This window comes from Staphylococcus sp. T93 (assembly GCF_016743875.1).
In the GTDB taxonomy this organism is placed as follows: domain Bacteria; phylum Bacillota; class Bacilli; order Staphylococcales; family Staphylococcaceae; genus Staphylococcus; species Staphylococcus aureus.
Window position 1 is genome coordinate 2,087,722 of sequence record NZ_CP068247.1, and the last position, 13,419, is coordinate 2,101,140.

Genomic DNA, 13,419 nt, shown 5'->3' on the forward strand with positions numbered 1-13,419 from the left:
TTTAATACAATTTACATAATCCCCCTCTTTAACTTAAATATTATAATTAATATAATTTTTTATATTTAAGTTATCTCATTTTATCAAAAAAATCTTTTTTGCGTAACTATCAATAGTGAAGTTTGATTTTCCTACTTGATAACATGGCATGACTAATCCTTGTATATCCTGTCCTGTATTTCATTTTGATCTATCATTTTTATTATTGCTTTCTATTGCACAAAAAATCTGGCTAAAGGTCGCTATGATAGTAACGACTTCAACCAGATTTCAATTTATCCACCTATTTTATTAAGTTTGTTCTACGTATCTTTTTCTCTATTGTAATATTCATATTTAAAACGCATATCATTATCGCTTAAATCCTTCATTATTAGACTATTCACAAAGCCGCCCATGTCTTAATTTCAATGATTAAGCGTTAAAGTTAAAATAAGAAGACTTACCTTAGACGGTTAGACGGTCCGCTATTATTATCTTACATCCAACCACGCTAAAAATTGAGCTTGTTTGTCATGATTTAAATATTCTTGTGACACAATTTGTGACAGTAACTGTTGCTTTTCGTTATATGTTATATCAAGTACTTTTATTTTCTGTCGGCAAGTATATAAAAAGTCGATATACGAACTGTATGATGGTGGATATAACGCCTCAAGCTCTGCCATAATTGATTTTGTCAACTTAGGACTCGCACCATCAGTTGATACACTGATAGTTAGCTTGTCGCGGTGTAGTGCACTTGGAAATACAACATTGCCATTTGATGCATCTCCAACATTATTAAAAAGGGCATGCTCAGGTAAGGCTTTTTTTACCGCTTCATTGACACGTGGCTCATTGGTTGCTGCAATAACTAGATACGCGTCTACAATATCGCTTGGTTCAAATTCTTTTTCTTTCCATATGACGACACCGTTATCTACCATATTTTGAAGTTTTTCAGTGATTGTCGGACTGATGACCGTCATATGTTCAACGTATTGATTTAATGTTTGTGCCCGACGACTTGCAACGACGCCTCCACCAACTATGACGACATTTTTATTTGTTAAATCTATCATTAATGGCATATTCATGTTGAGCAACATCCTTTATATCTTTTTACATCATTACACCTTAAAATATTTAACACCAATCGCTAATAAACATCACGTTGATAGCGTTGTTGTTGTTTCATTTGTCGCAATAATAACTCTGCTTCTTCTTGAGAAATATGACGTTCTTTTACCAATACATCTTTAATGGCTTGATGGACATCTTTCGCCATACATTTTTCATCGCCACAAATATAGATTGCTGCGCCTTGCTCAATCCATTCATTGAAACGTTTACTTTCTTCCATTATACGATGCTGTACATATTCTTTGTGTTCTTGGTCTCTTGAAAATGCTAAATCTACGCGTGTTAAGTTTCCATTTTCAAGCCATTCTTCTATTTCTTCTTCATATAAAAAGTCAGAACTACGGTGTTGATCACCAAAGAACAACCATGTTTTTCCAGTCATACCAAGTTCTTCACGTTCTTGTAAATATGCTCTAAAAGGAGCAATTCCAGTACCTGGTCCAATCATAATAACCGGTATATCTTGCTTCATCGGAAATTTGAAGTTCGGATTTTTCTTCAAATAAATTGGTACTATATCGCCTGGTTTAATTCGCTCAGCAAAATGAACCGAGCATACACCTTTTCTCTCACGTCCATGTGCTTGATAACGAACCGTACCAACGGTAATATGCACTTCATCTGGCGTTGCCATAAAACTACTAGAAATCGAATACTCTCTTGGTGGTAATTTTCTAAGGATTTGATACATATTCTCAGGTTGTAATTCTATAGTTGGAAAATCTGTTATTAAATCTATAAAGTCCCGATTTATAACATATTCACGCGCCCATGACTCATCTTGAATACGTTCAGATAATTCTTCATTGTCAAAATAGATATCTGCATTTTTCAATAATGGCAATGTTAATTTAGTAAATTCAAAATGTGATGTTAGTGCTTCAACAATAGGAACTGTATCACCATGATCATTAATTGGCACCGGAGATTGCGGATCCCAACCTAACATGGATATTAGTTTTTCAACCAATTCAGGGTCGTTTTGCGGTAATGCTACTATACAATCTCCTGGTTCATATGATTCACTAAAATCATCAAGTAAAAATTCTATATGTCGTGTTTCTTTATTTGAATCGGTACCATTTAAATTGATATTCGCTAATACTTCTGCTTGGTATGGATTTGATTTAGAATATTTCTTTTCTTTGGCAGACTTAATTGATTCACTTATCACCGATTCACTTTGAATACCTTCTGATGTGGTATCAATAATATTAATGATGTCTGCCATCCACTTTTCTGCGTCTTCTTCATAATCAATATCACAATCTACACGCTTACATATACGCTCAGCGCCTAGATTTTCTAGTAAAACATCTACATCTTTACCGGCTTGACAGAAAAATTCATATGTTTGATCACCTAAAGCTAGTACTGAATATCTCACATGATTTAAATTAGGTGCGTTATCGTCTTCTAAAAATTCAAAGAAATCCCATGCATTATCAGGCGGTTCTCCTTCACCATGAGTAGACGTAATAATAAATAAATCTTCTAACTGCGCGATGTTTGTCGTATCATATTCATCCATTGACATCAAAACAACTTGATGTCCGATATCACTTAAACGTTCTGAAAAAATTTCAGCTAAACGCATGGCATTACCTGATTCAGAACCATATAGCACTGTAACATGCCGCTGATTAGCTTCGATATGTGGCTCTTTATTTTGTAACATATACGTTGTTGAAGTTGCTTGTTCTTCTGATATTTGTGATTGTTGCCACACTTCTGTCTCTAATTGTTGTTGATTACTATCACTTGTCGTATCGTTACTATTAGCTAGTAAAAAACCACTAAGCCACTGTTGTTGGCTCTCTGTTAATGTTTGCAGCAGATTGTTAATCTCTGTGACTTGTTTTTCTGTAAATGGACTATTAGATGTATTTAATTTCAAATGTTTTCACCTCAATAAACTTGAAATAGATGATTGACTCTTTTTTTATCGATAGTTTAGTCAATTTTTTAATATGTATGGTATAAATTAAAACAAACTTGAGTTGTGTCTGATAGTTATACTTGCAAATATTTACAACCTTCATGTTGCTTGAATGACATTATCAGTAATTCAGACAAAACTTTGATTATGTCGTGTCAGTTATTAATGCATACAGTAATGCATCGTTGTTATTTTTTATTTATTTACTATTTATTATGTACCAAATCAGCCTTTCAGTAAAATAGGTCAAATTACTGATTTTCTAAATATAAAATGCCTCCTAATAACATACTATTAGTACATCATTAAGAGGCTCTTGTGTTATTTGCATACTAAGCGCTCAAATTTAAATTTAAGATGAAGATTCTTGCAATAATATTTCTATATTTGTCGATATATCCAATGGATCTTCCATTGGCAAGAATCGATTTACAACATTTCCTTGTCGATCGATTATAAATTTTGTGAAATTCCATTTTATTGGGGACCCAAAGATTCCTGGTTGTTCATTCTTTAAATGCGTAAATAACGGATGTTCATCGTTCCCGTTCACAGATATTTTAGCTAACACTGGAAATGTTACACCAAATTTCTCACGACTAATTTTCAAGATTTCTTCATTAGAACCTGGTTGTCGATTGTCAAAATTATTATTCGGAAAACTCAACACTACAAACCCACGATCCTTATATTTTTGAAATAAAGTCTCTAGTTTTTTCAATTGTTCGCTATATATACATTCTGTTGCAGTATTAACAACTAAAATCACTTTACCTCTAAATGCTTCTAATTTATAAGTTAAGCCTTTATAATCACTTACTTCGATATCATACACATTTCTATTATTCATAAGACACCCCTACACAGCCTTTTTTATATTGAATATGTTCTTTTTAGAATGTTCTGATAAAATAAGTGCGCGTTTACACCGTGAACACACATTATATAGCGTGATACATTTTTCGAGCACACGATAAATAATGTTCGAGTTTATGTTGTTGCTCAACCTATCCGATTTACCGTCTTTTTTCACCTGTCTTACTTTATTAAAATAATCACATTGTATAGCTGTATTAGTCCAGCTACAATATCTTCCGTTATAACCCCTCATTATAATCATCCTTATTTTCTATTTTTAAAAAGACAATTAGACCGCTCTTTAAACTATAGATTAATACTTAAGTTAAACTCATACATACTGATACCATACGTTAGATCTAACAATTTAAAATTCGTTATAACTATGGATTAAAGAGCTGCCCAACTCATATAATCCTTAAAAACTTCACATGTGATTGTTTATTAAGCCCTCCTTTATCTTATTAAATATCCTTATAACCCTTTTAAAATTAAACTGACACACTCATACATTGTTACACGCGACGATAAACGTCATATTATTGCATATCATTAAAACAAGTCACTTTGTATCGTGTGCGACCGAATACATATTAAATCATCAATAATGATTATTCAATTATTAAAAATAAAAACGAACATTCTATATAGAGTTTCTACTTATTGTTTTTTCAGCATTGTCTACATTACTTAACATTCGTGTTTGTAAGTAATATTGACCGCCAATATTTAGACACTTTATAAGTATGCCATTCATCATTTTTAATCATATTATTTTTCTTATTGATATTTCTATTCATATATTTCTGATTGTATATTTAGATATAATAATTTGTTATTGGAAAATATATGAAACAAATTTGACTCATCTTTTTCAATATCTAAATGACACGATGCATGATTTTTTAATTTTGTAATTAACTTCCTTTTAAATTAGACTGAATTGTGACAATTTTCAAACATTTTAATGTGTAAATCATTGGCAAAATATACGAATTGCATTTAAATCGTCAATTTACATATATTTTTGCGTAGTAATCAATCGTTATCATTGTTATTTATCGTTACATTATTTCGAGTATCAGTATGTATTTCGGGCTTCGTTTGATAACGACATTTCTTTGTGACATCGCTTCATCAGTGTAACAACAAATACAATGATTTCGTGATGTTAGTTACCCATTTTATGTGTTGCATAAAATATGTTGTTATAAAACATTTTAAATCATTTTATATAAACAATCTATATATTTTTGGCATTTCCAAAATATCACTTGTTATATTAAAAACCGACAAGACATTTTATCTTATCGGTTGAAATTTGTTATTGTTATTTGTAATGTTTTTAGGTTTCTTTTTAATATAATATATTTCAGTGAAAATACATGATTGATTGTGATTTCACTGAAACATGGTTAATTGCGTTGTTGATGAATAACTTTAGCATAAATATAGGAAGTTATTTTGTACATCGCCATATATAGAAACGAAATTATAATGACAGCTAGTACGTAACTTGTTAAAAATATATGATGGTTATTAATACCTATCATATTTAGTAACGTATATACAATGTTACTAGAAATTAATGTGTGAATCAGTGCTACTGTTATTGGTATTGCGAACAAGAAAGTCATTTGATTTCGTGTTATCTTTGCTATTCTTCCATTATCTAAACCAAGTTTTTTCATAATGTCATAATTGTGCTGATTTGCATAGGCTTCTGAGACTTGTTTATAATACATCATTAGAAATATTCCAATGACAAGTACAATTGATACTACGCCACCTACAAATATTAGTCCACCTGTCAAACGATCCCAAACCATTAGCATTTCTGATTTAGAATTTATTGACGCATCGTATTTTTTCGATAGCTTTTGTATTTGTGATGTTGTTAATTTCGTCTTTCCAAATACATTAAAGTTTATCGATATTGTCGAATTCTTTTGTTCATGTGCATAAAATCCTTTTACTTTTTGTAATTGATTGTTATCTTTAACAATTAAAACCATACTATCTTGAATCATCATCAAATTTAACGCATGTGCGTCAAGTTGTTTCACTTTAAAGACTTCATTATTAAGACCGACCTTAGACTGCTTTTTAAAAATAGGTACATTCGTAATCATACCTATACTTTGATTGTCTAAGTGTAATTTGTTTTGGTGATATCGATTATAATCTTGTGCAGTAAAAGCTGTAATCATTACTGATTGTCTTGAAAATATCGCGCCTTCATTACCAATGAAGTCTATTGGAATATCATCACTAGCCTGTTTTAACTTGTAATAAGCACGATTCTTTTCTAAAGAAGCTCTAAATAATGTCGTTTCATATACTTTGAAGTCTTTTGCATTAACCGAACCCTGTATATCACGTTTAATATTCTCAATTGTTTGTTGACGTTCTATTTGTGACTTAGAATTGTCGCTAAATGACAAATCATAATCATTCGTAATCAATTTCGTAATGGTATGATTCATATCACGATAGGTTGTTAATGTCATTGTGAGCGTTACAATCAAAAATGTACACAGCAAAGTGATTGTTGCAAGACTGACTGCATTCATTTTAAGACGTACACGCATCCCAACTACCACAAAAAAATACCGTGGATGATAGTAAACTTTTGATACCTGCTGCAATATACTAATAATTATTTCACTTATACCTACAAAAAATGCATAAGTACCGATAATAACTAATCCTATGACAATCCATATTTTAAAAAAGGCACCAAACGTCGTATCTTGTTGTAATGCAATAAAGTAACCTAAATATAGTGCTGCGCTTCCTATAACAATTAAAACGTAACGCAACCATCGTGATATGACACTAGAATCGGAACGATGTTGATAAGTTATCGGCCGTTGAAAATTAATACTAAACAAGTTGAATATAAGTAGCATGCCCATTAATACAGCAATGATAATCAAAGTAATAAACATCGCTACAGAGTCAAATGGATAATACCTTAACGTCGCAACTTCACTGCCCATTATTTTCTGTATAAACAAGAAAAATATCGCACCAAGTAAGTATCCGCCGGCAATACTAACGACTGAAATTATCACAAATTGTAAGATAGTTTCCATCACTACAATTAAACGCATACTTTTCTTGGTCATGCCCAATGTCATAAAAATGCTAAACTCTTTTCGTCTTTGTGACATCATAAAGTGATTTGCATAGAAAATAAAAATAAAAGTTAAAAGCGCCATAAAAAAATTAGCTATGATAATAAATGGTACTAGGAAGTCATTCTTCTGTTTTATGTAGCTATTTAACCCAATTGACACAAGCGTATATTCAATCATGAATAGTACACTTACCGCTAAAATGAATGGAATGATTACAAGTCGCTGCGTAATAAATTGACGTCGCACTATGTGCCATAACAATCTTAACTTCATATATTGACACTTCCTCCATTCACAAGTGCTAAGCTATCTGTTATTCGTTGTTGAAAAGCTAATTGACTTTCTTCACCACGATATATTTCATGATATAGACGCCCATCTTTAATAAAAATGACTCGCTCTGCATAAGACGCATCGATATTTGAATGAGTTACCATTAAAATTGTCTGTTCCAATTGATGAATCTCTTGAAATAACATCATCAATGCCTTTGATGTTTTTGAATCAAGTGCACCTGTAGGTTCATCGGCTAGTAAAATCGTCGGCTTAGTAACTAATGCACGTGCAATGGCAATGCGTTGCTTCTGACCCCCAGAGATTTCAGAAGGATACTTGTTTAAGAATCCCTCTAAATGTAATTGTACTGCCAACTGATGTACCCTTTGTTCTATATCTTTTCGTTTAGCACCAGCTAAAATTAATGGCATCATTATATTTTCTTTATTCGTCATTGTTGGTAAAAGATTAAAATCTTGAAAAACAAAACCTACCATTTGTTGACGATACAATGCTTTACTTTTATTTTTCATATTATTTAAATGTGCGCCATCCACAATAATGTCACCTTCAGTTAGTCCATCAAAAGAAGCAATTAAATTTAGTAGTGTAGACTTCCCTGACCCAGACTCACCCATAATTGCAACAAATTCACCAGCTCCAACTGATAAATTCATTTGATTAAGTGCTGTCGTAGCATTCAAACCTTTACCATAAACCTTTTTTACATGTTTCACTTCTAGCAACATGGCATGCACCTCATTTCTTTGTTAGTTCTATATTAAAACAAAAAAATACTAATAACATTTAAATTAGTAAAAAAATGTTACTAGTATACTTACAATATTGAAAGTTTTTATTCATCTGGAAATTGAATCGTAAATGTTGTACCCTCATTTTGTTTAGATACGACTGAAACAGGATGGTTTGTGTGTGTTGAAATTTGTTTTACGATAAATAAACCAATCCCACTTGAGTTACTTTGGCGCTGGCCATTATAACCTGAATAGCCCTTATCAAATATTTTAGGCAAGTCCGCTTCACTAATACCGATACCATTATCTTTTACGTGTAATTGATTGGATTGCTCATCAAATTCAATCCATATATCTTTACCTCTCGCATACTTAAGTGCATTATTTATTAATTGTTCTATCATTAAAGAGGTCCATCTAACGTCAGTTAATACTTCGTGATGACAAGGTTCATAATGGATTTTTGTTTTTTGATCAATAAACTGTATTGAATATTTCATAATAATTGGGCGAATGATATTATTAATCGAAATTTTAGTGACAGAAATATCAGAAGTTTCATTTAATAACTTTAAATAACTAAGTGCTAAACTTGTATAGTTATCAATTTGAATAACCTCTTGACGAACACGATTAACAACATTAGGCTCATCTCTTTCAAGTAACAGTTGTGCTGCAGTAATGGGTGTTTTCATTTGATGTACCCATGTTAAAAAGTAGCTCTCTACATCATTTTTATATTCAATTTGTTCATTTTTAAGCTGATACAACGCATTTTCTAAGTTTTCAATTTGTTGTTGTTGGCTTATAGTTTTTACAAAACTTAAATATTTAATACCTATGAATATGAGTAATAATAATAAAATAACGCCAAGTGCTAGTAAATATGCTTCTAATGGCAAATGATACAGGTAAAACATTAAGCCAAACAAAGCAAAAATAACTATGACTATTGCTATTTCCTGAGTAATACTTTTAAGAAAGGTCATTGCATTCACCCTATACTTTATATCCGACATTTTTCTTTGTAATGATAAAATCATTAACGCCAATAGTATTTAATTTTTTACGCAGGCGCGTCATGTTAACAGCTAATGTGTTATCATCTATGAAGTTTTCTGATTCCCAACATTTTTCAATTAAAGCAGTTCTACTTACATATTTATCTTCATTTTGAAATAATAACTTTAATATTTGTAATTCAGTCAAAGATAGCTGTATGTTTTGTTCTTGATACACGACTTTTGCTTCATCTAATATTAATGTACAACCTTTAACCGTCAATGAATCATTAGCTACTGACAAGTCATAAGTTCGTCTCAATAATGCTTGAATTTTGGCAATCGTTAATGACAAGTTAAATGGCTTTTCGATAAAATCATCTCCCCCCATTTGTATTGCCATAATTTGGTCCATATTATCAATACGGGAACTAATAAATATAATTGGCACATTAGATGTTTTTCGGATTTCTTGACACCAATGAAAACCATTTAACGTTGGCAAATTAATATCTAGCAATACAAGCTGAGGTTGATTTTGGTTAAAGATAGACAGTATATCATCAAATTGTTCAACGACAATAACACCGTAATTCCATTTTTTAAGTTCAGATGCTAAACTCTCTGCTATAACAAAATCATCTTCAACAATTAATATTTTCATCTATAATCTTCTTCCTTCAATTGAATTATCCTTTGTTATCTTTTTGTTCTTTATCCTGCTGCAATGACGGCTCTTGATTTGAACTTTCCGTGTCATTTGTATTTTGATTTAGTGTATTTGCTTTTTCTTTCTCGAGTTGCTTTTTCTTCGTACGTTTACGCTCTTCTAAAATAGACAACACTATAAAGAATATGATTAATAATGGAGATAACATTACTAGTATCATTTTTCCACCTCAAATTATATTTAATTCTATATTTTCACACGCTTCTATTCTAACGCTTTCTATAACAAATTGTCATATATATTCATTTTTTGTTATTCTAAATCACTCTGTTTACATATTTTTAACTAAAACTACATAATTGCTCAAAATTCCTCTTTTACACTGAAGACATAGTCATATACTCAGGAGGATGTCTTATGTTATCAGTTAAAAAAGCCACAAAATTTGCAGTTGCTAACCTTATTATCGTGTCAACGGTTTTTAGTTCTGTCACACCTGCAATTGCGCAATCCGATAAAAGTTCTAAAGATGAAAGTTTCGCGGTTGGTAATACTAAAAATCCAAAAAATGTTATCTTTTTAGTTGGCGATGGCATGGGTCCATCATTTAACACAGCTTATCGTTATTATAAAAATGATCCGCATGCTAAAGAAATGACCCCTACTGCTTTTGATTCATATTTAAAAGGCACAAATCGTACATATTCAAATGACCCAAAACAGAATATTACTGATTCTGCAGCTGGCGGAACAGCCTTTAGTTCTGGTCATAAGACATATAATGGTGCCATCGGTGTTGACAGTAACAAGCAGAAAGTAAAGACGGTGCTTGAACGTGCAAAAGAAAAAGGTAAGTCGACTGGTCTTGTTTCAACAGCTGAATTAACAGATGCAACACCAGCAGCATATGCTGCACACGTGACTTCTAGAGATGATAAAAACGAAATCGCTAAACAATTTTATAAAGATAAAATCAACGGAAAGCATAAAGTTGATGTTTTATTAGGCGGCGGCGCTAAATATTTCGGTAAAAGTAATGGCAATTTAGATAAAAAATTCAAAAAAGATGGTTACGACCTTGCCACGAACAGTAAGGAGTTATCAAAATCTGATAAAGATAAAGTTCTTGGTTTGTTTGCAGATAAAAATATGCCACTTGCAATAGATGCTTCTAAAGACGAACCATCATTAGCTGATATGCAACAAAGTGCACTTAGTAAGCTTGAGCGCAATAAAAAAGGATTCTTTTTAATGGTCGAAGGTGCTTCTATAGATAAATCAGCGCATTCCAACGATATTACAGGCGTTATGTCTGAAATGGAAGGTTTTGAAAAAGCATTCGATGACGCCATTCAATATGCTAAGAAACATAAAGATACACTTGTCGTTGCAACAGCAGATCACTCTACTGGTGGTCTAACAATTGGTAAAGATAAAGGATACGAATGGAATCCTCAACCGATTAAATCTATGAAACACTCTGGATCATATATGACAGAAAAAATGGCTAAAGGTGAAGACCCTGAAAAAGTTATTAATGAAGGTTATGGATTTGAATTTTCACAAGATGATATGAAAAAGGTTAAAAAAGAGAATAAAAAGCTAAAAAGACTACTTAAAAAAGAAAAAGACGAAAAATCCGCAGAAGTAGAAACGCAAACAAAAGCCCTACAACACGCTATTCAGAAGCCAGTAAATGATAAATCTTATACAGGGTGGACTTCCGATGGACATACAGGCGAGGATGTTAATACCTACGCTTACGGACCTAGATCAGAATCATTTAGTGGTAATATCGAAAATACAGAAAGCGCAAAAATAATATTTGATATATTCAAGTAAAGCATAAAAAAATTCCCGAGCACTATAACAAGGTGTTCGGGAATTTTTTATGGTTTAATTTAGTACTCAATGTTAGGTGCTTGGTTAACACGTTCTTGGTATTTTTTAAATGCGAAGTATAAACCGCCAACTAATGTTAAAATAACTGCTAATTTTTTCATCATTCAAACTCCTTTCTAAGATGTGTTGAAACTGAGTTCAATTAAATTATATGTTTTTATTATACACTTTTTGACATATTTTTTAAATTTAAGAATGCGAAGATTTTTAACATTTCTGATGCTAGCTTTCTTTTTCATCTTTCAAATGCTTAATAAAATCAAAGCCAGGTCGCCCTTTAGCCAATGCTTCCATCACATCATACCAATCCGAACCGACTTGTTGATATATATTTTGCAATAATTCATCTTGCGCCTTGTTCAATTCAGCAATGAGTTGATCGCCTTTATCCGTCGAATATAATTTTTTGACACGTCGATCAGTCTCTAAAACTTTTTCAATAATGAGACCTTGCTCTTTTAATTTTTGAAGTGTTGCATGTGATCCTTGTTTAGAAATTTCTAATATTTCTAGTAATGATTTAATAGTAATACCAGGTAATTTATTGATAAAAAACAAAAAACGATGATGCTGACGACTCATACCATACTTCTCTATAATTTCATCAGCGGTAGTAATAAAGGTTTTATATGCAAAATAAAACAACATATGCTCATAATCGTTTTTATTGGTCGACATGATGATGACTCCTTTCAAAGCGTTAACCTCATTATAATAAAATTTATAATGTAAGTCATACAAATGATGATAAAACTATAAGCTAAATCTAAGTTTCACGAGAAACATTTTTGTGTATCAGCAAATTGCGCCAATCATATTAATACAAAAATAATTTAAACACTTAGAAATGTTAGTCGTGCGTAAATAGTTTGTATCTCTCACTCTGTGTATTTAATGCAGCCACATATTTTCCAAGAAATAATTAATCATTCACCATCCATGTTATAGCACGCTTAATCGCTTGATCCCAATATGCATAATCATGATCTCCTGGTCCATCTTCAAATTGATAAGGAACATTTATGCGTGATAAATAATCGATAAAATCTAAGTTGTCTTGATATAAAAAGTCTTGTTTACCACACATAATGAGCAATTTTGGAATTTGTTTATCTTCAGCTACAGCTTTGTCTAGCAAGTAATACGGATCATGTTCAGTTCCTTTAACACTTGAAAGATTGCCAATTATGGCCTCTTTTGAAAAATCATTCCACTCTAGATCCATTAAATTTTGCGCTTCAAACACAGCAGATAATGGTACAGCTTTGGCAAATTTATCCCCTTGTGTTAATGCAAATTTAATTGTGCCATATCCTCCCATAGAGTGACCTGCTATAAAATTGTCATCACGCTTTTTGGAAAGTGGAAATATTTGATGAACATAATCATACACTTCCAAAATATAATCATAATAGCTATGACCATATGCCATGTTAGCATATGCGCTATGATCCACATTGGGCATAATCACAGCTAATTTGTGTTCATTCGCATACCTTTCTATGCTTGTATATCTCATATATGTCGTTTCATCACTTGATAATCCATGTAACAACATTAAAGTTTTTAATGGTTTAACAGTTGTATCGCTATTAAAGAAGCTTTGATCTTCCGGTAAAATGACTGTCAAATTTTGATGCATACCAATTGTTGGTGAATGATAGTTTAATGAAATATAAGCCATACGTCATGACCCCTTTCTAATTCTACTTTATCAACATTTTACGCTTAATCAATTCACTTTAAAATC

General features: G+C 31.6%; 16 protein-coding genes. 2 read left to right on the forward strand and 14 right to left on the reverse strand.

From position 1 onward, the window contains the following. Positions 1-302: 302 nt before the first annotated feature. From JG553_RS10380 to JG553_RS10390, 3 genes are all read right to left on the reverse strand, one after another. Positions 303-398, reverse strand: a complete 96-nt coding sequence (locus tag JG553_RS10380; RefSeq protein WP_001789304.1) for a hypothetical protein — start codon at positions 396-398, stop codon at positions 303-305. A 75-nt stretch (positions 399-473) separates the two neighbouring features. Next, positions 474-1,079, reverse strand: a complete 606-nt coding sequence (locus tag JG553_RS10385) for an NAD(P)-binding protein (RefSeq protein WP_001057051.1) — start codon at positions 1,077-1,079, stop codon at positions 474-476. Between the two features lie 62 nt (positions 1,080-1,141). After that, complete coding sequence (locus tag JG553_RS10390; RefSeq protein ID WP_000775155.1) at positions 1,142-3,022, reverse strand: assimilatory sulfite reductase (NADPH) flavoprotein subunit; 1,881 nt, start codon at positions 3,020-3,022, stop codon at positions 1,142-1,144. A gap of 194 nt (positions 3,023-3,216) precedes the next feature. Here JG553_RS10390 and JG553_RS10395 point away from each other — a divergent pair, with 194 nt between their 5' ends. Beyond that, positions 3,217-3,309 carry a hypothetical protein gene (locus JG553_RS10395; protein WP_010956583.1) on the forward strand — a complete coding sequence of 31 codons (93 nt, stop codon included), beginning with the start codon at positions 3,217-3,219 and terminating at the stop codon, positions 3,307-3,309. Positions 3,310-3,416: 107 nt separating this feature from the next. Here JG553_RS10395 and JG553_RS10400 read toward each other — a convergent pair whose 3' ends face one another. From JG553_RS10400 to JG553_RS10435, 8 genes are all read right to left on the reverse strand, one after another. Further along, complete coding sequence (locus JG553_RS10400; protein ID WP_001065268.1) at positions 3,417-3,914, reverse strand: glutathione peroxidase; 498 nt, start codon at positions 3,912-3,914, stop codon at positions 3,417-3,419. Positions 3,915-3,923: 9 nt separating this feature from the next. Beyond that, entirely contained in the window at positions 3,924-4,184 is a 261-nt protein-coding gene (locus tag JG553_RS10405; protein WP_001789910.1) for a hypothetical protein, read from the reverse strand. A gap of 381 nt (positions 4,185-4,565) precedes the next feature. After that, positions 4,566-4,679: a hypothetical protein gene (locus JG553_RS10410; protein ID WP_011447078.1), complete on the reverse strand. Its 114-nt coding sequence runs from the start codon at positions 4,677-4,679 to the stop codon at positions 4,566-4,568. 658 nt (positions 4,680-5,337) lie between these two features. Continuing rightward, positions 5,338-7,338: an ABC transporter permease gene (locus JG553_RS10415; RefSeq protein WP_000776751.1), complete on the reverse strand. Its 2,001-nt coding sequence runs from the start codon at positions 7,336-7,338 to the stop codon at positions 5,338-5,340. Beyond that, positions 7,335-8,090, reverse strand: coding sequence for an ABC transporter ATP-binding protein (locus JG553_RS10420; protein WP_000923760.1), 756 nt, complete (start codon positions 8,088-8,090; stop codon positions 7,335-7,337). Before JG553_RS10420 ends, JG553_RS10415 begins: the two co-directional genes overlap by 4 nt. Positions 8,091-8,197: 107 nt before the next feature. Then, positions 8,198-9,085, reverse strand: a complete 888-nt coding sequence (nsaS, locus tag JG553_RS10425) for a nisin susceptibility-associated two-component system sensor histidine kinase NsaS (RefSeq protein WP_000143419.1) — start codon at positions 9,083-9,085, stop codon at positions 8,198-8,200. Between the two features lie 10 nt (positions 9,086-9,095). After that, positions 9,096-9,761 (reverse strand): nisin susceptibility-associated two-component system response regulator NsaR, encoded by a 666-nt coding sequence (nsaR, locus tag JG553_RS10430; protein ID WP_000697886.1) that lies wholly within the window; start codon positions 9,759-9,761, stop codon positions 9,096-9,098. A gap of 25 nt (positions 9,762-9,786) precedes the next feature. Continuing rightward, positions 9,787-9,987, reverse strand: coding sequence for a hypothetical protein (locus JG553_RS10435; protein ID WP_000604728.1), 201 nt, complete (start codon positions 9,985-9,987; stop codon positions 9,787-9,789). A 197-nt stretch (positions 9,988-10,184) separates the two neighbouring features. Here JG553_RS10435 and JG553_RS10440 point away from each other — a divergent pair, with 197 nt between their 5' ends. Beyond that, the gene (locus tag JG553_RS10440) at positions 10,185-11,609 is read left to right on the forward strand and encodes an alkaline phosphatase (protein ID WP_000953744.1); all 1,425 of its coding nucleotides are present in this window, start codon (positions 10,185-10,187) and stop codon (positions 11,607-11,609) included. A 59-nt stretch (positions 11,610-11,668) separates the two neighbouring features. Here JG553_RS10440 and JG553_RS13405 read toward each other — a convergent pair whose 3' ends face one another. The 3 genes from JG553_RS13405 to JG553_RS10455 all read right to left on the reverse strand — a co-directional run bounded on the left by JG553_RS13405 (position 11,669) and on the right by JG553_RS10455 (position 13,353). Further along, positions 11,669-11,770 (reverse strand): SE2200 family small protein, encoded by a 102-nt coding sequence (locus tag JG553_RS13405; protein ID WP_000731972.1) that lies wholly within the window; start codon positions 11,768-11,770, stop codon positions 11,669-11,671. 121 nt (positions 11,771-11,891) lie between these two features. Beyond that, complete coding sequence (locus tag JG553_RS10450; RefSeq protein WP_000106185.1) at positions 11,892-12,347, reverse strand: MarR family winged helix-turn-helix transcriptional regulator; 456 nt, start codon at positions 12,345-12,347, stop codon at positions 11,892-11,894. 244 nt (positions 12,348-12,591) lie between these two features. Further along, positions 12,592-13,353, reverse strand: coding sequence for an alpha/beta hydrolase (locus tag JG553_RS10455; protein WP_000323455.1), 762 nt, complete (start codon positions 13,351-13,353; stop codon positions 12,592-12,594). Positions 13,354-13,419 lie beyond the last annotated feature (66 nt).

What these genes read in the sequence shown, in the direction of transcription:
- JG553_RS10415 (WP_000776751.1), bottom strand. Translation starts at nt 7,338, where the DNA reads ATGAAGTTAAGATTGTTATGGCACATAGTGCGACGTCAATTTATTACG.
- JG553_RS10440 (WP_000953744.1), top strand. Translation starts at nt 10,185, where the DNA reads ATGTTATCAGTTAAAAAAGCCACAAAATTTGCAGTTGCTAACCTTATT.
- JG553_RS13405 (WP_000731972.1), bottom strand. Translation starts at nt 11,770, where the DNA reads ATGAAAAAATTAGCAGTTATTTTAACATTAGTTGGCGGTTTATACTTC.
- JG553_RS10380 (WP_001789304.1), bottom strand. Translation starts at nt 398, where the DNA reads ATGGGCGGCTTTGTGAATAGTCTAATAATGAAGGATTTAAGCGATAAT.
- JG553_RS10420 (WP_000923760.1), bottom strand. Translation starts at nt 8,090, where the DNA reads ATGTTGCTAGAAGTGAAACATGTAAAAAAGGTTTATGGTAAAGGTTTG.
- JG553_RS10455 (WP_000323455.1), bottom strand. Translation starts at nt 13,353, where the DNA reads ATGGCTTATATTTCATTAAACTATCATTCACCAACAATTGGTATGCAT.
- JG553_RS10450 (WP_000106185.1), bottom strand. Translation starts at nt 12,347, where the DNA reads ATGTCGACCAATAAAAACGATTATGAGCATATGTTGTTTTATTTTGCA.
- JG553_RS10405 (WP_001789910.1), bottom strand. Translation starts at nt 4,184, where the DNA reads ATGATTATAATGAGGGGTTATAACGGAAGATATTGTAGCTGGACTAAT.
- JG553_RS10435 (WP_000604728.1), bottom strand. Translation starts at nt 9,987, where the DNA reads ATGATACTAGTAATGTTATCTCCATTATTAATCATATTCTTTATAGTG.
- nsaR (WP_000697886.1), bottom strand. Translation starts at nt 9,761, where the DNA reads ATGAAAATATTAATTGTTGAAGATGATTTTGTTATAGCAGAGAGTTTA.
- JG553_RS10410 (WP_011447078.1), bottom strand. Translation starts at nt 4,679, where the DNA reads ATGAATGGCATACTTATAAAGTGTCTAAATATTGGCGGTCAATATTAC.
- nsaS (WP_000143419.1), bottom strand. Translation starts at nt 9,085, where the DNA reads ATGACCTTTCTTAAAAGTATTACTCAGGAAATAGCAATAGTCATAGTT.
- JG553_RS10400 (WP_001065268.1), bottom strand. Translation starts at nt 3,914, where the DNA reads ATGAATAATAGAAATGTGTATGATATCGAAGTAAGTGATTATAAAGGC.
- JG553_RS10385 (WP_001057051.1), bottom strand. Translation starts at nt 1,079, where the DNA reads ATGAATATGCCATTAATGATAGATTTAACAAATAAAAATGTCGTCATA.